The sequence below is a fragment of the Streptomyces sp. NPDC037290 genome, from assembly GCF_055603245.1.
In genome coordinates this window covers 13490-35680 of record NZ_JBVJVZ010000029.1, presented here as the reverse complement: position 1 = coordinate 35680, position 22191 = coordinate 13490, and the positions used below count along the sequence as shown (strand labels likewise).

Annotated in this window: 12 protein-coding genes and 1 pseudogene; 6 read left to right on the top strand and 7 right to left on the bottom strand. The window is 66.7% G+C overall.

Features of this window, described 5'->3' with window-relative positions:
- Positions 1 to 595 precede the first annotated feature (595 nt).
- From ACZ7HQ_RS40245 to ACZ7HQ_RS40230, 4 genes are all read right to left on the bottom strand, one after another.
- Positions 596 to 1645, bottom strand: coding sequence for a 3-oxoacyl-[acyl-carrier-protein] synthase III C-terminal domain-containing protein (locus tag ACZ7HQ_RS40245; protein ID WP_471001096.1), 1050 nt, complete (start codon positions 1643 to 1645; stop codon positions 596 to 598).
- Positions 1642 to 3345 carry a thiamine pyrophosphate-binding protein gene (locus tag ACZ7HQ_RS40240; RefSeq protein ID WP_471001094.1) on the bottom strand — a complete coding sequence of 568 codons (1704 nt, stop codon included), beginning with the start codon at positions 3343 to 3345 and terminating at the stop codon, positions 1642 to 1644. Before ACZ7HQ_RS40240 ends, ACZ7HQ_RS40245 begins: the two co-directional genes overlap by 4 nt.
- A gap of 59 nt (positions 3346 to 3404) precedes the next feature.
- On the bottom strand, positions 3405 to 5225 hold the full coding sequence (locus ACZ7HQ_RS40235; RefSeq protein WP_471001090.1) for a 2-isopropylmalate synthase: 1821 nt from the start codon (positions 5223 to 5225) through the stop codon (positions 3405 to 3407).
- Positions 5226 to 8523: 3298 nt separating this feature from the next.
- Entirely contained in the window at positions 8524 to 8817 is a 294-nt protein-coding gene (locus ACZ7HQ_RS40230) for a hypothetical protein (protein ID WP_471001087.1), read from the bottom strand.
- 1189 nt (positions 8818 to 10006) lie between these two features.
- Between ACZ7HQ_RS40230 and ACZ7HQ_RS40225 the strand changes: the two genes are divergently transcribed.
- Complete coding sequence (locus ACZ7HQ_RS40225; protein WP_471001084.1) at positions 10007 to 11311, top strand: phospholipase D-like domain-containing protein; 1305 nt, start codon at positions 10007 to 10009, stop codon at positions 11309 to 11311.
- Between the two features lie 130 nt (positions 11312 to 11441).
- Here the strand turns inward: ACZ7HQ_RS40225 and ACZ7HQ_RS40220 are convergent, their stop codons facing one another.
- Together ACZ7HQ_RS40220 and ACZ7HQ_RS40215 are read right to left on the bottom strand one after the other, a co-directional pair.
- Positions 11442 to 11732: a zinc ribbon domain-containing protein gene (locus ACZ7HQ_RS40220; RefSeq protein ID WP_471001111.1), complete on the bottom strand. Its 291-nt coding sequence runs from the start codon at positions 11730 to 11732 to the stop codon at positions 11442 to 11444.
- 258 nt (positions 11733 to 11990) lie between these two features.
- On the bottom strand, positions 11991 to 13328 hold the full coding sequence (locus ACZ7HQ_RS40215) for a hypothetical protein (RefSeq protein ID WP_471001081.1): 1338 nt from the start codon (positions 13326 to 13328) through the stop codon (positions 11991 to 11993).
- 702 nt (positions 13329 to 14030) lie between these two features.
- On the opposite strand from ACZ7HQ_RS40215, the gene ACZ7HQ_RS40210 reads away from it, so the two are divergent.
- The 4 genes from ACZ7HQ_RS40210 to ACZ7HQ_RS40195 all read left to right on the top strand — a co-directional run bounded on the left by ACZ7HQ_RS40210 (position 14031) and on the right by ACZ7HQ_RS40195 (position 20406).
- Positions 14031 to 14300 (top strand): hypothetical protein, encoded by a 270-nt coding sequence (locus ACZ7HQ_RS40210; RefSeq protein ID WP_471001078.1) that lies wholly within the window; start codon positions 14031 to 14033, stop codon positions 14298 to 14300.
- A gap of 1429 nt (positions 14301 to 15729) precedes the next feature.
- On the top strand, positions 15730 to 16062 hold the full coding sequence (locus tag ACZ7HQ_RS40205) for a histone-like nucleoid-structuring protein Lsr2 (protein WP_471001075.1): 333 nt from the start codon (positions 15730 to 15732) through the stop codon (positions 16060 to 16062).
- A 929-nt stretch (positions 16063 to 16991) separates the two neighbouring features.
- Positions 16992 to 17453, top strand: coding sequence for a DUF2690 domain-containing protein (locus ACZ7HQ_RS40200; protein ID WP_471001072.1), 462 nt, complete (start codon positions 16992 to 16994; stop codon positions 17451 to 17453).
- 430 nt (positions 17454 to 17883) lie between these two features.
- Positions 17884 to 20406: a helicase associated domain-containing protein gene (locus ACZ7HQ_RS40195; protein ID WP_471001069.1), complete on the top strand. Its 2523-nt coding sequence runs from the start codon at positions 17884 to 17886 to the stop codon at positions 20404 to 20406.
- Positions 20407 to 20419: 13 nt separating this feature from the next.
- Here the strand turns inward: ACZ7HQ_RS40195 and ACZ7HQ_RS40190 are convergent, their stop codons facing one another.
- Complete coding sequence (locus ACZ7HQ_RS40190; RefSeq protein ID WP_471001066.1) at positions 20420 to 21643, bottom strand: RNA-guided endonuclease InsQ/TnpB family protein; 1224 nt, start codon at positions 21641 to 21643, stop codon at positions 20420 to 20422.
- 24 nt (positions 21644 to 21667) lie between these two features.
- Between ACZ7HQ_RS40190 and tnpA the strand changes: the two are divergent.
- A pseudogene (gene tnpA, locus ACZ7HQ_RS40185) lies at positions 21668 to 22096 on the top strand (IS200/IS605 family transposase).
- Positions 22097 to 22191 lie beyond the last annotated feature (95 nt).

The following is a 22191-nucleotide window of genomic DNA, read 5'->3' as shown; positions in this document are numbered from 1 at the left end:
TGCACGTCAAGGAGCGCGCACGGCAGCGGACGACCTGTCAATACGGTTCTCAATTCTCGATTCCTACCGAATGACGCCCGGTCAGCGCACACAAGCTCCGTGCGCCCCCTCGGCCGGGAAATGGGTCCTGGGGAATTCTGTTTCCTGATCTGCGCGCCTAGTCTTACCGTATCGGCCGCGCTGCGCCATATGTGAATCCCCTACACCTGCCAGAAAGCCTATGTTAAGGATTCACAGTTCCACGAGTGGATCGGCCTTGCCGAGGGACGATCTCCTTGACCTCGATCTTGATTGAGGATCCGTCGGCTTGCATCCAGGGCCAATGCCTCCCGAGTCGGTGTCAGCCTGTTACCTAAGGTAGCGTCCCCGGAGCGCCGACGCTGCCCTGTGACGGCCGGCCTGCGATTTGCTCGATCTCGCGCTCCCGCTATTGTGCCTCGGTATCGGTGGCCTCGCCGTCGAACTGGTCAGGGAGGTCACCGACTTCACGGGCGGGCCGACCGCGTATTCTGCAGCTGGACTTGGACGCGACGTCGTAGCGCCGGGCAAGCGCCTTCACCGTCGCGTGTGCGCTTGGTCGACGTGTGGATACGCTTCAACCCCGGCTTTTTCCCGGGATGTTCTCCAGGAGGATTGCGGTGAGATGGCATCCCGTCCCCACCGCCGCCAACACCACATATGGAGTGGAGATCGATGTGAAATGGCGGGCGAGGTTGACGGGATAGGTGGCGAGCGTCATGTTGCCCAGCTCCTCAAGCGATTCCAGATAGCTGCCTGGCTTGATCCGCTCGGCCCAGTGGTCGAGGAGACGGCGGGATCCTTGATGCGTGATGAGGGAGACCTGGTGGCTGGGGACGCCGTTGCGGGCCAGCAGCCCGTTCACCAGGTCGGGCAACCCGTCTTGGAGAAAGGTCTGGTAGACCTCACTGCCGGCGGAGTCCATGCTGTATACGGGCATGGGTAGTCCCCGTGCGTCCACAGGCAGGTGCGCGCGGCCATCGACGTCCACCGGTCGTACGGCCATGGTCATGCTCAGGTACTGGTCACTGTGTGTCCGGGTAGTGTGATCGACCACCCGCAGTGGGCCGGAGGGGCCGACGACCGCCGCAGCTGCTGCGTCACCGACGGCGTACGCGTGGCCCTTCGTGTAGTCGACATGCCGGGTCCAGTTCGATCCGCACACGATCAGCACGTACCGGGCACCGCCCGCCACGACGCTCTCCGTGGCAAGCACGAGGCCGGCCAGGAAGTTGGAGAATTCGCTGTTGACCGGGACTACGAGGGTGCGGTCCGGCAGGGCCAGCATGCGATGGACCTCGTAGAGGGAGTTGGGCGTGGCGTGCTCGGGCACAGCTGCGTAGCCGTAGAGCCGGTCCACCGCTTCCGGACCGATGCCGGCCTGCGCAAGGGCGGTACGAGCGGCGTCGGCCATGTGGTTTTCGATGCATTCTCCGTCCGACAGCCAACGCCGCTCACGAGAGCCGGTGAAGAAGGCGAGGGTATCGAACGCGTTTGCGTCCGCCGGGTCACTGCGGAGTCGGCTGAAGACGGGGTCGTCGTTGTGGCGTGTGGCCGACGGCAGGGAGTATCCGCAGCCCAGGATGCCGGCCGGGGTACCGGTGGGTGTCCCCGGAGCGTCGGTCATCGGGGGGCGCCTTTCGTGCCGTTGGAGCTGCGCGACGTACCGTCGAACGCGTTGCGTAGCGTGGTGATCCTCCCGGCCAGGGCCCAAGGGACCTCGTCGGGGTCGACCCGTGCGTCGATCGCGGTGGGGCCGGGCGAGGCCAGGGCGTTGAGCAGGGCTTCTTGGAACTGCGCCAGCGAGCGGGCGACGACGCCTTGCGCTCCCAGAGCTCGTGCGATCGCGGCGACATCCAACGGGGTGTGGTACATGGAGCTGACGGAGCGTCCGAACAGCCCCTGCTGGATGTTGTGGACCATGGCGTTGCCCGCATTGTTCAGGACCACCCATGTCACCGGAAGCCCCAGTTCGGCAGCGGTGTGCATCTCCATACCGGCCATGGCGAAAGCAGCGTCGCCGGTCAAGGCCACTACGGGACGGCCCCCCGCGGCGATCTGTCCTCCGATGGCGGATCCCGCGCTGCTGCCCATGGAAGCGACGTTGAGCGAGACATGAATGGCGCCTGGAGTGCGGCTCACGAAGTTCTGTCCCAGCCAGCTCAGGCAGTTGCCGTTGTCGGCGAACACGATGGCCTCCCTGGGCAACAGCCGGCTCATGAGGGCCATGACGGCGGAGGCGCGCAAGGGACGGTGATCGTGCAGGATCACTGCCGGTGCGGGCAGGGGGTCGCGGGTAGCCGTTGACGCCTGTGGGGCATGGAGTGCGTCCGACAAGGCGTCCAGCACGGTAGCCGCATCGCCGGAGACGTGCAGGTCCGCCTCGAAACCCGCGCCTGCGCGCAGCGGATCGATGTCGATGCGAAGCAGACGGCGCCCGTGCACCAGGCGAGGCTCCCAGCCGTTCGTGGCGAACTCCCCCAGTGCGCTGCCCACCACGAACAGTGTGTCCACGTCGGCGGCGAGCAGCGTCTCGTGGGCCCGGGCCGTCCCGCCGAAGCCGAAGACACCGGCGGACAGCGGGTGGTCTTCGGGGAAGACGCTCTTGCCCTTGAGCGTGGTGGCCACCGGCCAGGACAGCGCTTCGGCGAACCTGACCAGTTCAGGGCCGGCTCCGGAAAGCTTGGCGCCCTGGCCCGCCAGAACGACCCCGTGACGGGCGGCCTGGACGGCGCCCGCCAGTTCAGCGATGGCCGACGGATCAGGGGGAACGGCGGTGGGTCGGCGAATCTCAGGCGGTGTGTCTGCCTTGATGCGCCCGGCCAGCACATCGGCGGGCAGGCTCACGTGCACGCCTCCCGGTCGTCCCACGTATGCCGTACGCATGGCGAGCGCCAGGAGCCTCGGCACTTGCGCAGGGCTCGCAGCCAGCGCCGACAGCTTCGTCGCGGACCGGAAGATCTCGACGGTGTCCACGCTCCAGCTGCCCCCGCTGCTGTCCTGGAGCCCGCCCCGCCCGAAGCACGAGGTATCCACCTGCGCGGTCAGCGCGAGCACGGGCACGCCGTCAGCGGTCGCGCTGGCCACACCGGTCAGGGCGTGCAGGGCCCCGGGCCCGACCGTGCCGCACACGACTGCGAGCCGGCCAGTGACCTGGGCGTATCCCAGAGCCATGAAGGCCGCTCCCTCCTCGTGCTTTGCCAGCACCGGCTCAATGCCCGGGCAATCCTCCAACGCTTCGTACAGGGGCATGAGCGGACCACCGGGCACGCCGAAGACATGGGTGACGCCGGCACGGACCAGCGCATGCACCACATACGTGGCCACGGATTGCGGGACTGCGGGGTGCGTTCCGCGGTCGAGCGCCCGAGGAGCCGAGTGGGTCGTCATCGCGCTGCCGCCTCTGCCTCGGTGTGCCACATGTCGCCCCCTGTGCGGCCGCTGCGGGTCCAGGCTCGGTTGACGGCGTTGACGAGGGCTGTCGCGGTAGCCGTGGCGGGGTCGGTGTGGATGCCGATGCCGTGGGCGGTGACGCCATGGGTGGTGAGATGGGCATAGGCTGCGGTGCTCGGGGCGTGGCGGCCGTCGATGGGGTGCCGGCTGAGGTCGTGGAGCTGGGTGGAGTGTCCACCTCGGGCGAGGGCGTCGAGAATGGCTTCGGCAGTGCTCGTGCCGCTCCCGGTGAGGGACTCTTCCTGAGTGTCCCCGTCGCAGGGCGCTGCCAGCGTCGTGTGTACCAGGGTGCTCTCGTCGTACCGTTGTTCGCGGAGTTCCTTCAGTTCGAGCCCTCGATGCGGCCTGAGGTAGGTGTCGGTCAGGATTTCCCAGAGGCGGCGCGAGTGGAGTTCGGCGCCGGTCTCATCGGTGATCTCCTGAACACGGCGTGCGAACTCCACGCGCAGGGCGCGCGGCAGGTCCAGACCGTAGTGGGTTTTCAGGATGTGTGCGACGCCTCCTTTGCCCGACTGGCTGTTGACGCGGATCACGGACTCGTACGTGCGGCCGACGTCCTTGGGGTCGATGGGCAGGTAGGGCACCTGCCACGGCAGTTCTGCCACCGCTCGGGCAGCGCGCTGGGCCTCTTCCTCCAAGGCGTTGAGGCCTTTGGCGATGGCATCCTGATGGGTGCCGGAGAAAGCGGTGTAGACGAGGTCACCGGCATACGGGTGGCGTGCGTGGACAGGCATCTGGACGCACCGCTCGACCGTGCGGCGGATCGTGTCGATGTCCGAGAAGTCCAGCTGGGGGTCAACGCCGCGGCTGAACAGGTTCAGTGCCAGTGTCGCCAGGCACACATTCCCTGTGCGCTCGCCATTGCCGAACAACGTGCCCTCGATCCGGTCCGCGCCGGCCATCACGGCCAGTTCCGCCGAAGCCACCGCCGTGCCCCGGTCGTTGTGCGGATGCACCGACAGGATGAGCGACTCGCGGCGGTCCAGGTGCCGGTGCATCCACTCGACTTGGTCAGCGAAGACATTGGGCGAGTCCGTCTCCACCGTTGTGGGTAGGTTCAAAGTCACCGGACGGTCGGGGGACGCGTCCCACACCGACGTCACCGCGTCGCAGACCTCCAGCGCGTATTCCGGCTCGGTGACGTTGAAGGTTTCGGGAGAGTACTCGAAGCGCAGCTGCGCCCCCGGCATCGTGTCAGCGAGGCGCGCTACGTGCTCCGCTCCTTGAACGGTGAACTCCCGCAGTTCGTCAGGGGTCATGGAGAACACCACCGTTCGCCACAGGCACGCGGTTGCCATGCACAAGTGCACCATCGCGCGCTCCGCACCCTTGATGGACTCGAAGGTGCGTTCGATCAGATCTGGTCGCGCTGGTGTGAACACCGAGATGGTCACGTCGTCCGGGATCCAGTCCTGCGTGACCAGATCTCGCACGAACGAGAAGTCCGCCTCGCTGGCCGCGGGGTAGCCGACTTCGATCTCCTTGAACCCCAACCGCACGAGAAGATCGAACATGGCCGTTTTACGTGTGGGGTCCATCGGGCTGGGCAACGCCTGGTTTCCATCCCGCAGGTCCACCGACGCCCACAACGGAGCACGCCCGATGACATGATCAGGCCAGCGGCGATCAGGCAAACGCACTGCGGTGCCCGCTCCAGCCTGGGCATAACGCGCCGCCCGCATACGCGACGGCTGCTGTGGATTCCACCACGCCTGTTCGCCGCCATCCCCCGGAATCGTTCTGAGATCAGACATCTTTGTGGCCTTTCAGACAGAGCACAGCCCTTGGGCAGTTCGGCGACCGGCAGGACCGACTCACATCCACATGCGACCCCGCCGCGGGGAGCAGCCCGATGAGTACGACTTTGGTGCCGTACTCCCACCACGCGTCACCAACTCCGTGCGTCGTCGGCGCCCCGGGCCTGCAATACAAAATCATGAAGGGGCAACTATCGGCAGTTGGCCAGAATGTGCAATAAGGAACACCCCTGGCAACATTGTGCGTTTGTGAAAACAATGGTGAGTCAGGTGAGGACGTAAGGCGCGCCAACCTCACCTTCCTGACCAGGGACCCGTGTTACGGCGAGGACCGCCGCCTGCGAGGGCCCCGGGACGCCCGGTCATCGGCTGGTGAGGGACAGCGGTGTCACGCGACGAGCTCAGTCGTCCCGCATTCACCACGGGGCCCCGTGCTGAAGTCGGCGACTCACGCCCGCCGCACACTTCAACTCCACGACTGGCACCGGTGCGCCAAGGCCAAAGGTGAGCCGGGTCGCCTTGCAGGACTGCCGGTAGGAGACCATGCGGTGAGTGCCCTGGACGCGGCTTCCGAGGAACGTCGCGTCGGACGCGGACTTGACGTGCTGTGCGAATCGGCGAACCCGGTTGCGCTGACGGCTCGGCCCCCAATACGGGCCGCTTCCGCGCGGCGAGCTGTGGCCCTTCTGGCAGCTGCACCTGGCCGGGCGAGGTCCGGTTTCCGCAGACGCCTGACTGCGCGGAGCCGGCCGTTTTGGCCGCCAGGTGGTTCACTCAGCACTCACGGAGCGGTTCTGGCAATCGTGGCCTCTGGACGGTCAGGCTGATGATCTCGGAGGTTGCGGCCGTCAGGCAGGGCCCAGATCTCGGCGCGGCTCGCTCGGGATCGCCCTCGCCGGTCAGCTCGTGGCCGCGGCCGAGGGTGGCGAGCCGCGGGGCGGCACCCAGGACCGTCGGCGCACGACGGCCGACCACGACCAGTAGCAGGACGATAAGCAGAGCGAGCGAAGACGGCCCCTTGACTTGCCCTGCACTGCCAGCTGCTTACGACAACGCGGCACGCCATCGCATCCGGCGTCCTTGTCCGTGGGCTCGAAGTACCGGGCCAAGAGTCCCGTGCAAGTGGCGTCGGCATCGAACGACTACGGCTTGTCCCGGCACTGCCTGTCGGGTCCATCGTCGGCCACTTTCCCCGGGACGGCGCTCCTGACTGCCGCCGTGGGCACGTGCCTGCCCGCCCGGCCTGAGGATGCGCCCGTCATACTGGGCGATGGATTCACTCTTATAAACAGGTTAAGAGGCACCGGACCGGCGAAGGCCTGGGCGAGAAGCCGCGCTGTCCCTGACCTCTGACCTCCGGCGGCACGAAACGCGCAGCGCCGCTGGAACCGTTGGGCCCGTCGCCCTCATCTCCGCGGCGGGCCCAACACATGACGGGCGTGTTCCCATTTCTCCGAGCGAGCCAGCAGTGACGGTCCCACCGTCGCGCAGCTGCCGACCGGTAAGGCGTTGACCGTCCGGGCGACCGCGGACGTGTTCCTCGACTCGCTCGGAAACCTGAACTCCGGCCTCGGCTGGTTCCATGCCGAAGTCCAACGTACGTGACGGCACGCCGTTGACCGCCGCATACCGGGCTGCCTGTCGATGAGACAGGAACTCGACCGCCACCAGGTCCTCCGGAGATCGACACCATCGACTCGCGAAGGCCCCACCGTACGATCATCCCAGGCCAAAGCATCATCGGAGGCCGCTGGGGCTTAGCGCACGATCTGACATGGATGTCCCTCAACCCCGAACGGTCGTGTGGCCGCAGGACGTGCGGCCTGCCGGTGATGTGCTGGTGACTGCGGGAGTCGGGAGCGCGGCTGATTCCACTGGCCGGGGTTTCCGGTACCCACCGTCGCTCCGCTCACCCAGGCGAAGCCTGTACGGCGAAAGCGGGTCCTCGACGACGAACGGACGATGGGCCTTGGGGCAAGGCCCGATGTCCGGTCAGCAAGGAGTGACGACAACTACCGCTTCCTGGTTGGTGCAGGGAGCCTGTTCCGCTCAGACGGAAGGATCACTTCATGGGCCTGCCGGGCGACGTCTGCAGATCCAGCCTACAGACGGGCCCCAGGGGCCGGACCAGGCCCGACACCGCGCAGTCCGCTCCGGCCGCTGACTGATCCGTTCGGCCAGCTACTGAAAGCGCTACGGCAACACGGCAGCTGGATGCTGGAGTGGCGGCTGTCGCTGGCCACGCGGACGCTGCTGGTGGCCGGGTAGGAAGCGCCGACGGCCCGCACCAGCCCCGAGAAAAGCAGGGTGCGGGCCGTGTGTGACACCGACTGCGACTCCGGGGAAGACCTGACCATTGAGTCAACAGCCGAAGACTCCCAGACCGGATGCTCAGCCGGCCTGTATGGAACCTCGTGAGAAGAACGACCGATGCCGCAAAGACGTTACGGCAATCAAACCGGACCCACGGTCCATCCGCAGGGAACTGGCACGGCGAGAGACCGTCCCGCCTGCTGATGAAGACGGAGGAACGGCCCCTCTGCGCCACACTGCCGTGGCCTGTGAAACGCAGGGCAGAGGGCCGGGCATGGCGTGCCGCGAACACCGAAAGCCGGCACGGCGCCACGAAGCTCCGCCGCGGCGGATGCGTGAAGTGCCGCGAGAGCCCGTCCTTCGCCGACGCACTGCCCTGGCCTTCACTGCCCTGCTCGAGGGGCATGGGGCATGCAGGGTTCCTCCGGCGGCCGTCGCGGTGACGAGCGTCTGGTTTCGGCAGGTACCAATAGAGCCACTTTCCCAACTCGCCGCTTTCCCTCCGCTTCTCCGACCGCACCCAGCCGCTTTCGAAACACGCGGCGGATTACTATTCTCCGACCAATGGAAATCATATAAATAGTTGTGATTTGAAGATTGTTGGGGGAGTCACTAACATCCGGCCGTGAGCTCGTCAGTTATTCAACTTATCCTCGTGGCCGTTCAGTTGCCGCTCGCCGCCATAGGGGTAGGCGCAGCCCTGGCAACCGCGTTCTGGAGGCGGCGGCCACTGGAGAGACAAGCTGAGCAAGGCGGGAGAGCTGACGAGATCTTCAGCCTCTTGGAGACGGAACCGCTCCACCTGGCCCAAGTTGCAGCAGGCTTCCAGGCACGCCGCGTCAGAGAACCCGAAGCAGCAGCGGTGGTGTGTGAGGTGGCTTGGAACCAACACGCCACAGACGACTTGCGGCACTCAAGCCGAGGAGGTCTGACGGGTGGGTGCGTGACAGATGAAGCGTGGTGGCCTGTTCAGGGCTGTGGTTCACATGGTCACAGTGCGGTCGCAGACCGTGTCGGCGAGAGCGCGGTGGGTGCCGGGCAGGGTTGCGCGGCGATGCGTCCAGCCGTTGAGCTGCTTCCCGTGTTGGCGGGCGATGCCGTGTTCGACGGTGATGCGCGGACCCCGACCAGCCCGGCTCGCGCCTGATGAGACTGGCCGATGCCGGGTGATGGAGGACCGGTCGACGCCGAACAGCAGGGCGAGGACAGCGGGCGGGAAGCGGCGCCACAGATGGATCAGCGCAGCCACCAGCAACGCTGCCGCACCCGCGGCCACGCACCGACTCGTCGGGGGCTCCGCAACCCTGCGACCGGCCTCGGCCACCCCGAAACGACAACACTGAGGGCCGCTGCCCGGACGGAGGCCTGAACGACCAGCGTCAGACAGCACACACCACCCGGTCAGCCGACACGTCCTCGCGGCGCGGCACGCTGCGCCGAACGGCCCCATGGGTGGAGTTACCCCCTTGCCAAGGTGGCCCCGGCGGGCAGCCGTTCCGAGCTCGCCCAAGCCACCTTCCATTACCGGGGATGAACACAACAATTTAAACCGAACGGTATCCACCCGACCTGGCCTGATTCGAGGTCCGCCATGAACCCGGCAGCCCCCGGCGATCACGAACTCACCGGGGGCTTAACCCTTCGCGGGCAGCACCACCCTAACCGAGAGGCGGCACAGGCGCTCGATGAACGCGCCTGCGAAGCCCGTAGACAGATGCCTGCCACTTTGAGAAACGCAGGCGTCGGCGGCACTGAGAAAGCGGCGTGAGCATCTGCGGTGCAACCGAACGGTATCCATGGGTGCCACGGCAGTCGCGCACGCCGCGAGCTCCACCGGCGCAGGGGCTCACCGGATGGCGCGGTGAATCGACGCTTGTCCGGCAGGGCTACGCGATGACGGCTGTGCTGTGCTTCGACGGCCCCATGGATACGGCTCGCGGGAACGCGGACCGGACAATTGTCTGGTCCCCGTATCGCGTGCCTCGGGGGGAGGGGCGTCCGTCTGCGAGCCCCCCGGCCCGGTCGGTCATCCATGCCTCGTCGACCACGGTCGAGGACGACCGCAGCTTGACTACCGACTGGTAGGTTTAGCTGCGTTGTGCCGCTATCAGCGCGGATACCGCAGATGGCGGCCTGTTTTGCTCGTGAAGGAACTCGTAGTGAACCTCCCCCGGTTACGCCGCACGCGCCCGCTGGCCCGGTGCGGGACCGTCTTGGCCTGCCTGCTCTCAACACTGAACTCCACGGCCGCCCACGCCAGTTCAGCCACACCGCACCTCGACGCCGTCGAGCGGGATCTCCGGCACGTCTCGCCATCCTTGGATGGCACCGTGTGGCAGCGTACGAGTGGCAACCGTATGGATGCGTCAGCCGGCGGCACGGACAGCTGGCTCCTGCAGACTCCCGGCTGTTGGGGTGACAGTTCGTGCCGCGACCGGGCCGGTACGCGGCAGTTGCTCGCCGCGATGACCAGCGGTATCGCCAAGGCCACCCGGACTGTCGACATCTCCTCCCTCGCCCCGTTCCCCGACGGGGACTTCGAGGAGGCAATCGTCTCCGGTCTCAAAGCAGCGGTGGCGAAGGGACACAGGCTGCGCGTTCGGTTCCTTGTGGGCGCCGCGCCGATCTACCGCTCCAACGTGATACCGGCGGTGTACCGGAACGATCTGGTGAACAAGCTCGGGAGCGCCGCCGACAGCGTTACGTTGAATATCGCGTCGATGACCACATCGAAGACGGCAGTCTCCTGGAACCACTCGAAACTTCTCGTGGTCGACGCCGACACGGTGATCACGGGTGGTATCAACGACTGGAAGGCCTATTACACGGACACCGCACATCCGGTGGTGGACGTCGATCTCGCGCTGGCAGGGCCCGCCGCCCGCTCCGCCGCCGACTACCTCGACACGCTGTGGACCTGGACCTGCGATCACTCGGCAAATCCCCTGCTGGTCTGGTTCGCGTCTTCCAAGAACGCCTCCTGTATGCCGGCACTTGAGAAGGAGGGGAACCCCGCTCCGACCGAGGCAGCGGGGACTGTTCCAGTGATCGCCGTCGGCGGCCTCGGTGCTGGAATCCAAGACGCTGATCCACCGACGACGCCGCTCGATCCGCCTGCGGCCTCCGATACCAGCTGCTCTCCGGGCCTGCGCGACCACACCAACAGCGACCGTGACTACGCCACGCTCAACCCGGAGGAGACCGCCCTGACATCGCTGGTCGCCAGCGCCCGCACCCACCTTGAGATCTCCCAGCAGGACCTCAATGCCACCTGTCCCCCGATGCCCCGTTACGACTCGCGTCTCTACGCTGCCCTCGCAACCAAGATCGCCGCAGGTGTGAAGGTACGCATTGTCGTCAGCGACCCGGCCAACCGCGGTGGGCTCAGCGGGGGTTACTCCCAGATCAAGTCACTGTCGGAGATCAGCGACATTCTCCGTGACCGCCTCACCGTGATCACCGGCAGCGCCGACACCGCCCGGCACGCCATGTGCGCCAACCTTCAACTGGCCTCGTTCCGTGAGTCCGCGGAGCCGAACTGGGCCGACGGGCGCCCCTACCCTCTGCACCACAAGCTGATCTCCGTTGACGACTCGGCGTTCTACATCGGTTCCAAGAACCTCTACCCGGCATGGCTACAGGACTTTGGCTACATCGTCGAAAGCCAAGCCGCCGCCGCCCAACTCAAGGAGAAGCTCCTCAACCCGGAATGGCAGTACTCGCAGGCGACCGCGACGGTCGACTACGCGCGGGGTGTCTGTCCGGCCTGAGAGCAGTTGTCCGCAGGAGCATCAGAGGCACCTCGACCCACGGCTTCGTCAACTTGACCCGGTCCTAAAGGGCCGGGTTTGGAGGTAGCGCCCAACTGGCTGCTGGGTTGGCTCCTCCGTCCAGACACCCCTATGGGGTGGGAGGGACGCGTGACTCACGCCCCGCATGCCACACGATCTCGCCACGGGTGGCGATGTTATGCGAAGCATTCCGGTCGGCGTGGGCAACGGCCCCGCACCCCCGGCAGATGAAAAGCCCCTGGTCGACACGGTTGCGCTTGTCGACGTGGCCGCAGTCGGCGCACGTCTGCGATGTGTACGCGGGATCAACGAAGACCAGGGGCCTGCCCGCTTGGCCTTGCCTCCCGGGTCTGAAGGCCCAGGGTTCCCCGCTGGATCCTGCTGAAGCCGGGAAACACATCCGTGTCGGCGGGTGAGCCCTCACACCGCAAGCCGGCACGCCTCGCCGGGGCTGAGCAGGGCTTCCGCGCCGCGGCACCTGGTCCGGCAGTGGGCGGAGCGCCGGGCCGGCCCGCCACGTCATACGGTCGAGGAACGCCGCGTCCAGCCCCGCCTCTGAACATCGAACGCACCATCGGCGTCGTGGTGGGCGATGCCCGGCTCAAAGCGCCGACCGATGACAGACACGGACGGGAAACGGTCTCGTCGCCATGTGGCTTCACTCGAGAAGGGTTGCCTGGGAAAAGAGCCGACGCACGGCGGGGTGACGCTGGTACGGACGGAGCTGCTGTCTCATGGTCCGCATGTGACGGACGGCGCGGGCAGAGCCGAGACCTGCACAGGCAGTAAGGAAGGATTGCCACTGAGTCAAGGCTTGTTCCAGGTGGCCGACCCGCATGTGGGTTTCGGCGAGACGGGCACGGGTGAGGGCCGTAGCGCGGCATTCCGCCTCGGAGCGCAGGCGCAGGGACGTGTTCAAGGCGTTCAGGCAACCATGGTGGTCGTCGAGGATGCCGAGTGTTTCGGCGCGTTGGTAGTACAAGCCGCCGGCCGGGTAGGCGGTGAACGGCCCCGCAGGCCCGTCGGCGCGGGCATGCAGACGTTCGGCGCGGGCGAGGGCGTCCAAGGCGGCGCGGCGGTCGTAGTGGGCCAGCTGCACCGCGTAGTTGGCGTACGCATAGGCCTGGACCGCGGGTGGTGCTGCGCCGGCGTGGAACACGGCCTGTTCGTTCAGGTGCAGGACGGCCGGCGAGTGATGCCCCAGTTCGTGGGCGTGCGCGGCCATGGTTCGCAGGGCGATCGCGAGGGTGGCGCGGTCACCGGCGTCAGCGGCGAGGCGGGCAGCTGTGCGGTGGTAGTGCTGGGCGACGCCACCGTGACCGCTGTCCAGGCTCATGTTGCCCAGAAGCAGGGTCAGCTGAGCGGCTTCGGACAGCACATTACGGCGGTTCGGCTCTCGCCGCAGGGAATGAACGACGGGGACGACCTGGTGTGCGAGGAATGCGGCCAGAGCGGCCCTTACCGGCTCCCCGCCGTATTTCTCGGCCGCTACATGGAACATGTGTGACATGCCGTGCCAACGATCGGCTTCGATCGGCGCAGGACACCCAGTGGCGGGCCTGTCCGACGCGGACTGGCTCATCGCGGAAAAGGACATGATCGGCTCGGGCATGGCCACGGCGGCCAGGCTGAAAGCCTCGGCCCCCAACAGGGACTGACGGGCGGGATCGAGCTCGGCGCCGGTGAGCTGGGCCAGTTTGCGCAATGGGTCCGCCTCCCATGCCGGATCCACCGCCACGGCTTGGGTGCGCGTGAGGCCGGCTTCCTGCGCGGTGACCGGCTGGCCCAGGCGGCGCCCCAGACACTCCAGCAGCAGCGCGGGGGCTGGTGGCCTGGGCTGAGTACCCTTCAGCCACCGCCGAACAGTGGTGTAGTCACAGGACACGGACAGGCCCTGCTCGTCAGCCAGTGTGCGCAGCGCGCGCGCCAGCTGGGCAGGACTCAGCCCCGCTGCCTGGACCAATGTCTCCAGGCGCGTGTTGGCTTTGCCGGACACACTCCCACCTTCCCTGGACCGTCACCAACTACTCGCCTTTGAGCGGAAGTCCGATGCAGGGCGCCCGGCTGCAAGCCCGCTCCGCGACGCTGGTACGCCACTCCGGCACGTGGTCCGTGAAGATCACCTTGCGCATCCCCGCATCAAAGGCGAGCAGTGGTCCACATTCGGCGCAGGTACCGATGCTCGGCTGCGCGATCGCCGGGTACCGAGCGCCTCGCGATCACCGGAACTCCGGAAACCGCACCTCGGGCCGTCTCGGCCCATGGCCCGTGGCCTATGGCCCACGCTGCCTGTGGCCCTGTGGAGGCGCTTCATGAATTCCACGGGAAGATCCCTCCCGCGACCACTCACGCTCTGAAGGCCGTCCCATAGTTTCCCTGTCTTCACAACCACCCGCGGCCAGGCGCTAGCTCCCCAGGGCCGAACAACCCTGCCACGGACGGACACATGACCAACCCGATACCTGGTCAATCAGCATCTGCGACCAGTAGACCTCAGCGACCGCCCCACCGTGCACCGCGCGTGCCACGCACTGCGTGAACGCGTTGAACGCTTGCGTAGTCGGCGAGATGGGTGCCGGAACGCCACAGACCTCATGGCTCCCACGCCCGAGAGCGCACGCCGATATCATTGCGCAGTCAGGGACGGCGAGCACGCCGGTGCTTATCAGTCGGTTCTCTCGCGTTATGCTGCACAGCCATGCACTCCACGGGCCTCGGTCCGGCCGACGGTCTGTCGGCTGTGCAAACAACGACGACTTATTTCAGTCCGGACGCAACGGAGGCAATTTCAAAGGATGTCCACGCATTGCCGTACCCGAAGCTCTCGGACTACCGGATCAAGGGTCTGGCCCCGGATACGATTCCGAAAGCCGAGGTAGCCGGGAGCAACGCCGGCGTGGTGCACCTGAACCTGATCTGGGCCAACTGGGAGCCCTGGATGAAACGTTCACCGTGTGGGAGCGGGTAGCAAGAGTTCGGTGATCGGTGGGCCTGCTTCCGACGGTACTGGAAGGACTGGCTGCCCGCGTGGGCAGCCGCCAGTGGCGGGTCGCTTACCATCTCTACCCGCCGCACCTGCTCCGCCCGGACTCCTCCGCCGATAACTACCCCCTCGTCACGTACGGCGCACCGAGAGCGGCATCGACTCCTTGCCGCCGTACTCCAGCGAAGCCGCCCATGCCCGCCGGCTGTGCAACCCATTCCGCAACATCCTCGGAACCCCCGGCATCATCGCCTAGTCCCCCGTCAGGCTGTCCTGCGGCTTCCAGCAGCTTCCGTACACGGTGCTGCGTCATGGCCACAGTCCCCAGCGGGGCCACGTAGCCTCGTCCCGGCTCCTGCCGCCCGGCTTCATCCCCGAACAGGCCTGGCAACTGTTGCGCGACCCACGTCCCGGAACCGCCATGCTCTACGAGTGCCGGGCGGGCCGGCACTCGACGCTGACCCGGGACCCCACGTACGCAGGCTGATTGTCGGCTACATGCACACAGCCAAGGTGCCCGGGGCGTTGCCCCTCTTTCGCTGCTCCAACCCAGCCGGCGGCGACCATCTGATCACCAGCGTCCCCAACTGCGAAGGCTTAAGAAGCGCTCCTGGACTACCCGCTCCTCTACCGGCGCAGCTAGCCGAGGAGAAGCGCCGCTCGGCTGACTTCTGCCCGGCCGGGCTGCGGAGGCGGGCGTGCGCGCCGAGGGACTTCCGCGCTGCTGGATCGGGCGGCGGCACCCGTCGTGGTCGCAGCCGCGGTCTGCGAGGAATGTGTCCGGCAGGTCTCCGGGCCTGCCAGGACGGCAACAACCAGGAGAGACCGGTCCACCAGGAAACAAGAGCGGCAGCCGGGTGACACCACGGCGGTTGCCGCCGCTCGGTGACGCAGCAAGCCGGAGGCCCGGCGTCGGGTGAGAACGTGGTGGCTGCGTAAGGCCAGGGCATTTACCGAAGCGCTCGTGCACGCGGCGACCGACGCAGGCTGCGAGGGTGTTCACCGGCACCATGCCGGAATTGCCCCAATTTGGCGATACCTCGCCCATCAGCGGTCCAGGAGAGGCCTGCCGTTCCCCCCGGAATCACGTGTGGATGGCTGGCCCGTTCACTCCTGGACCACACAGACGTTCCGTTCCCGGCTGTTGAAGTGCGTCTTCCGCGTCGAAAGGCTCTCGCACCCAAGCGCTTTTTTGGCGGAACGTGCGGGGCTCGACGACCGACGGGCACGACGGCTGCGACAGCAGGCGACGCCGTTGATTCGAATCTCTGGGGGAATACAGCACCTTTTGCCACAGCACCCAAGGAGGTTGATATCGAGAATGTCACCAGGGGAAAGCAGGGGCGGACACCCTCCACGACCTGGCAAAGCAAACGAGGCTGAACTTTTCAGGGAATTGATGTACAATCCGCACATGGCCCAGAAAGTAGTGACTGTCTACACAGACGACCTCACCGGCGCGGAATCCGACGAGGTGTCCACGCACACGTTCTCACTCAATGGAGTTTGGTACGAAATCGACCTGACACCCGAAAACTATGACAAGCTAGACGCGGCCCTCCGTCCGTTCATCGAAAAGGGCCGAAAGACCGGACGAGTCAAGGGTTCGGGGCGCACGCGAAGGGCGTCGTCGGACGGCCCGAGCGCCGAAGAGGTCCGTGCGTGGGCCCGCGAGAACGGCTACGAAGTGAACGATCGAGGCCGGGTTCCAAGAGAGATCCATGCGGCCTTCGAAGCCGCGCACTGACAGTGCCGGAATGGCGCCGGCATGAGGACCACGCTTACCCGTGTGAGGGCTGAGAGGGCGTCTCGCGCCCTGATCCGATCAGCCCGTAGGCCGGGGGAAGACCTTTGGTTCAGACTGTTCGAGACGCATGCGGACAGCCGGCGTCTACGGATGGCGCACGGCGCCTCACGTTCGAGCATTCGGATGCAAGGCGATCAGACAGGGCGGAGCCCGGTCTGATCGCCCCGACGCCATCGAGCAGATCACCGTCCAGATCGTCGACACCGGCCGAGTCGAGCAGACGGCTGCGTCAGCCGCCCGAAATGGTGTCGGTGATCTGGACTCTCCAGGAGCTGGCACCACGAAGATCATCCCGCTGAACCGGTGGCCGGTCCGCGACACCTCATCCAGTTCCTGGAACCCGGATCGCAGGGCCTCATCGCGCACGGTCGGGTCAACCGCGATCGAGGACTGCCCGGCACACTCACCGCGGACTCGGGCCGGCCGGGGCGCTCCTTACGACTCATCCGGCTCTCCCGTCGAAGTTCGTCAGGCCCTCCGGTCAGGGTCCCGTGGCTGAGCGAGGGCTGCCTGACCGACCGACAGGTGCCCACACCGCAAAGGCAGTTGTGTGATCGGCGCGGCAGCCGCCAACGCCCCGGCCGGCTGTCCCACGGCGGTGTGTCCACCCACAGTCGCTCCCCTGCCGCGGCATCCGGGGCCCGGAATCATCACAGCGTGGCAAGCCGACATCATCATAATCCGTTGAATTGTTCACGATCACAGGGAACGTCTCGCAATTTTTAGTCAGCTCGGCTAGTTGAATGCAAGCCCTTTACCGCACCGCCATGCAGTTGTTTTCAGTCGCGTTTTGACTGGCCCTGTTCCCGGGAGCGCAGGTGGAGTAGAACAGCAGGTGACCCATCCGCGACAGAAAGGCACGACTGCACATGCGGAAAAAGTTAGCCGTAGCAGCCGCCTTCGGGCTGTTCGTGATTCCACTGACAGGCATGGATTCCGCTCTCGCGAGTCCCCGTGCAGCGTCGCAGGGCAGCGGTCAGGTCGCTTGCAACGGGCCGTCCTGCTCAGGCCTGGACCCAGCGAGCGCCGTGAGCAGCCTGGACGGGTACTCCTGTCTGACCGGCGCCTACACACCGTGGGATTCCGCCGGCGTCGCTCGGTTCGCGACCTCCCGGGGGACTGTGGAACTGCGGTACAGCCCGCACTGTCACGCGAACTGGGCCCGGATCACGAACGCCAACCCGGGGGCCTGGGTATGGGTCCAGACCTGGAGCGGCAGCATCGAGCAGAAGTACGTCCCTCCGGGGAGCAACGCCGCGCACACAGGAATGGTCAACGGCTATACAACCAGCCGGGCCGGCGGCAGCGACGGCTACACGTCCTGGTATTAAGAATGTGCCGGCTGCACCGGCTCGGTAAGGATCAGGGGCCCATCATGTGGTAGCCCCGTGAGACCCGCCTCTTCCCCTCAGGCGGTTTTCTTCCGGCAGCCGGCCCGTTCGTCCGAGTTCGTTTTTGGTGGCCCGTCCTGCCTCCGATGGGCCACCAAAGACCCCCAATTCTCATTCCGGAAATTAGGGACTCCCAGCGGGCCGCGCAGAATCCGGTCACCGCGCGGGCCGTGGTCAGGACCGGTCGAGAGCTAGGGGGCGGTGAGGCCCATCCCGGTCGCCCACCTGCTTCCCCCGACGTTCCCGTGCGTGATGGGCGTGGCGCATCAATGTCTGCCGACGTGACGGTGTTCCCGATGGAAGACTCTGAGAAGGTGGCGGTCTGCCGGGGTGCGCACATCCCGGCGACGGTAGATCGGAGCAGAACGCAATGGCAGGCAAGGAACTGCGTCCCCACCAGCGGGAAGCGGTGGATGCGGTTCTCCGTGCACTGGAACTTCCCGCACGATCAGGGGTGCCTGAAAGGGGGCTGCGGACGCAGGTGATCATGGCAACGGGCTCCGGCAAGACCCTCGTCGCCGTGCGCACCGCGGAGGAGCTGCGTGCGGGCCGTGTGCTGGTTCTGGTGCCCTCACTGGACCTGCTCGCGCAGACCGAGACCGCATGGCGTGAGGGTGGCCGCGGTGGCCCGGTGATCGGAGTGTCGTCGCTGCGCCGGGACGAGGTGGGTTTCCCGAACACCACGGACGTGGGCGAGCTGGTCGCCTGGGTGCGCCCCTTCGACAAGGTCACCGTGTTCGCCACCTACGCCTCGCTCGGGCTGGGCACGCTGGAGCGCGCACACGCGACCGGCCTTCCGGGCTGGGACCTGATCGTGGTGGACGAGGCGCACCGGACGTCCGGGCGGCTGGGCAAGCCCTGGGCGGTGGTCCACGACAACACTCGCATTCCGGCGCTGCGGCGGCTCTACATGACCGCGACGCCCCGCTTGTGGCAGCCGGAAGAGGACCAGGGCGAGGGCGTGCCGGGCGAGCTGGTGGCGTCGATGGAAGACGATGTGAACGGGCCGTTCGGGGCGCGTTCCTACACGCTGACGCTGTCCGAGGCGATCGACAGGCGGATTTGCGCGCCCTACCAGGTCGTGTGCGTCGACGTCACCGACCCCCAGCTCCAGGCAGCCCGGCTACTCGGAGCCGACGAACGTTCCGCGGCCGTCCGCGGGGCCCGTCTCGCGGCCTTGCAGACCGCGCTGCTCAAGTCAGCCTCGGAGGAGGGCTTCAGGCGCACCCTCGTCTTCCACCACGTCGTCAAGGAGGCCGAGGCCTTCGCCGCGGGCCTCCCCGATGTCGCCGAACGGCTGCACTCCACCGATCCCGGGCTGTACCCGCGCACCATCTGGGCCGACTGGCTCTGTGGCGACCACCGTGCCGACCACCGCCGACGCGTGCTGGATGAGTTCGCCATCGGCGTCACCTCCGACGGCACCGTCGTCGAAAAGGGGTTCCTCAGTTCGGTCAAGGTCCTCGGGGAGGGCGTCGACACCCGCAACTGCGACAGCGTCTACTTCGCCGACGTGCGCGGCTCCATGCCCGACCTCGTCCAAGCCGTCGGCCGCGCGCTGCGCATCCGTCCTGGTGAAGGCAAGACCGCCTCTCTCGTCGTACCCGTCCTCCTCGGCCCCGCGGAGACACCCGACCACATGCTCACCAGTCGTGCGTACGGCGGTCTCGCCCTCCTGCTCGAGGCGCTGCGGGCGCATGACGCCAGGATCGTGGAACAGCTCGCCGAGCCCCAGGCACAAAGCCGCTCCACAGGCGTGCAGACCCGCGACGGAGGCCAGGACGGCGAGGCTGCCGGGAGCGACCGAAGCGACCGTGGACTGTCGGCCCCCGCACGCGCACTGCTGAAGTTCTCCACCCCCCGCGATCCCGCCGCCCTGGCCGCGTTCATCAACCTGCGCGTCCTCAACCCTGAACACGCGCACTGGCGCCGCGGCATCGAAGCCGCCACCCTCTATGCCCGCAGGCACGGCGACCTGAAAGTGCCGTTCACCTATCGTGTCCCGTCCGAGCCCGAGGCAGTGGAGGCGGGTTGGCCGCCCTCGCTCGCCAACTTCCCGCTGGGGCAGTGGATCGCGGACAACCGTCGCTTCGGCAACCGCGGCGACATGGGCACCGACCGGATCCAGCAGCTGGAGAAACTCGGCATGGTCTGGTCCCACTTCGACACCGCGTGGGAGGAGGGACTCGCCGCGGCCCGCGGCTGGGCCGCAGAGAACGGTCACCTGCTCGCTCCCACCGACGCGACCTATCAGGGATACAAGATCGGTATCTGGCTCAAGAACCAGCGGGCCGCAGCCCGCAAAGCCATCGAAAACGAGCGGCGGAGCGCCGAGGGGCTACCGTTTCGGTCGACTGCCGGCGCCTTGTCGGAGGAACGGCGTGAGCAGCTCGACGAGATCGACCCCGCCTGGTGCCCCGTCTGGCCCGTCGACTGGCAACGCGCCTTCCACCTCACCCGACAGCACCTGGAGGCCGGCGGCACGCTGCCCACCGAGCCCGGCGACACCGTGCACCGAGGCGAAGACCTCGGACGATGGGTACGGCAGCAGCGACTCGGCTTCGACAAGCTGAGCAACGGCCAGCAGTGGATGCTCGAACACATCCTCGGCATCCAGCCCGCCACCGAGGACGAGAAGCCCAAGCCGCGCCGCACGCAAACCGACCGATGGGCGCTCAACTACGCCGCCGCGCAACAGTACTTCCAGCGTGAGGGACACCTGCGAGTCCCCCGCAGACACATCGAGCGGATCGCCATAGACCATGACAGCGAACACCGGCGGACGCTTCAGGTCAAGCTCGGAGCATGGATCGGGAATCAGCGCAGCAGGGCGGCGACGCTGACGCCGACGCGAGTCGAGCAGCTGTCCGCCATCGGCATGCGCTGGACTTGACATCCTCTCCGCCCTAAAGGGCGGAGATCCCCGCCTGGCTGCCCGATCCCCAGCTCGCCTTCGGGTGGGTTCCTGTTTCTTCGCGCCGTGCCGGGACGAGTCCCGGTCTTACCCGCGCTCCGCAGGCTGTAACGACCAGTCCGGCCGCCTTGGCGACGTTGACCGCCGCGTTGATGTCCCGGTCAAGGGCAGTCCCGCACGCCCCGCATGTCCACTCTCGGATGTGCAGGGGCTTGGGGCCGTCCTTGACGCCGCACTGCGAGCACACCTGAGACGTGGGCTCGAAGCGTCCGATGCGGTGAAAGGTCCGGCCGTACCGGGTGGCCTTGTATTCCAGCATTGTGGTGAACGCTGACCATCCGGCGTCGTGCATGGACTTGGCCATGCGGGTGCGGGCGAGTCCCTTGACCGCCAGGTCTTCCACTGCAACCGCTTGATTCTCGCGGATGATCTTCGTGGAGAGCTGGTGGTGGAACTCACGCCGCGCATCGGCGGTCCGTGCGTGGGCGCGGGCAACCTTGATCCGGGCCTTCGCCCGGTTCTTCGACCCCTTGGCCTTCCGGCTGAGATCCTGCTGCGCCTTCTTCAGCTTCTTCTCGGCCCGGCACAGGAAGCGGGGGCTGTCTATCTTCGTTCCGTCGGACAGGATCGCGAAGTGGGTCAGGCCCAGGTCGATGCCAACCACTGCGTCCGTCTCCGACAATGTCTCGGGCTCTGTCTCAACCACGAACGAGGCAAAGTACCGGCCCGCGCTGTCCTTGACCACGGTCACCGTAGACGGAACCGACGGCAGGGAACGGGACCACCTCACGGCCAGCTCGCCGACCTTGGGGAGCCGGAGCTTCCCACCGGTGGTGATCTTCCATCCGGCGTTGGCGGTGAACCGAACCGACTGCCGGTTGTCCTTGCGGGACTTGAACCGTGGCGGCCCCATCTTGGGACGCTTGCCCTTGAGGCCGTCGAAGAAGTTCTTGTACGCGGCGTCGAGATCCCGGAGGGACTGCTGCAACACCACCGACGACACCTCGGCGAGCCATGCCCGCTCGGGGGTCTTCTTCGAGGCAGTGAGCTGCTTGGACAACTCTCCGGACGGGATGAACGGCAGCCCGGCGGCTCGGGCGGTCTCACGGGCCCGGAGGGCGTCGTTGAAGACAACCCGAGCACACCCGAACGCCCTCGCCAATACCATGCGCTGACCGGTGCTCGGGTACACGCGGAAGCTGTACCGAAGCTGCATGTCGATCACTATGCCCTTTGGTTTATGTCACCACGATGGAACCCCAATCCCGATGTTCGCACGGGCCGTCACGTCGTCTACAACCTGCACGTCCACTTGGTTTTCGTCACGAAGTACCGGCGCAAGGCCATGACCGACGCCATGCTGACCCGGTGCGAAGAGATCATGCGGGAGGTGTGCGCCGACTTCGAGGCCGAGCTGAAGCAGTTCAACGGCGAGGACGACCACGTACACCGGCTCGTGCACTAACCGCCCAAGGTCCAGCTCTCGAAGCTGGTCAGCTCGCTCAAGGGCGTGTCCGCCCGGATGCTGCCCAAGGAGTACGACAGCCACATCCGGCGGTATCTGTGGGGCGGACACTTCTGGTCCGGCTCCTACTTCGCCGGGAGCTGCGGCGGCGCACCGCTGACCGTGGTCAAGCAGTACATCGAGAACCAGAAATGGCCTGTCTGACCGTCACGGCGGAGACGCAGCGAACAACGGCGCTTCGCGCCTCCGCCCCAAGGATGGCCTTCACCCCGCCCTAAAGGGCGGAGCACTGGCCAAGA

Excerpts from the sequence above, each read along its gene's own strand:
- ACZ7HQ_RS40205 (WP_471001075.1), top strand. The coding sequence starts at position 15,730 with ATGGCCCAGAAAGTAGTGACTGTCTACACAGACGACCTCACCGGCGCG.
- ACZ7HQ_RS40210 (WP_471001078.1), top strand. The coding sequence starts at position 14,031 with ATGCACTCCACGGGCCTCGGTCCGGCCGACGGTCTGTCGGCTGTGCAA.
- ACZ7HQ_RS40225 (WP_471001084.1), top strand. The coding sequence starts at position 10,007 with ATGACCAGCGGTATCGCCAAGGCCACCCGGACTGTCGACATCTCCTCC.
- ACZ7HQ_RS40245 (WP_471001096.1), bottom strand. The coding sequence starts at position 1,645 with ATGACCGACGCTCCGGGGACACCCACCGGTACCCCGGCCGGCATCCTG.
- ACZ7HQ_RS40220 (WP_471001111.1), bottom strand. The coding sequence starts at position 11,732 with ATGTGTTTCCCGGCTTCAGCAGGATCCAGCGGGGAACCCTGGGCCTTC.
- ACZ7HQ_RS40235 (WP_471001090.1), bottom strand. The coding sequence starts at position 5,225 with ATGTCTGATCTCAGAACGATTCCGGGGGATGGCGGCGAACAGGCGTGG.
- ACZ7HQ_RS40195 (WP_471001069.1), top strand. The coding sequence starts at position 17,884 with ATGGCAGGCAAGGAACTGCGTCCCCACCAGCGGGAAGCGGTGGATGCG.
- ACZ7HQ_RS40200 (WP_471001072.1), top strand. The coding sequence starts at position 16,992 with ATGCGGAAAAAGTTAGCCGTAGCAGCCGCCTTCGGGCTGTTCGTGATT.
- ACZ7HQ_RS40190 (WP_471001066.1), bottom strand. The coding sequence starts at position 21,643 with ATGCAGCTTCGGTACAGCTTCCGCGTGTACCCGAGCACCGGTCAGCGC.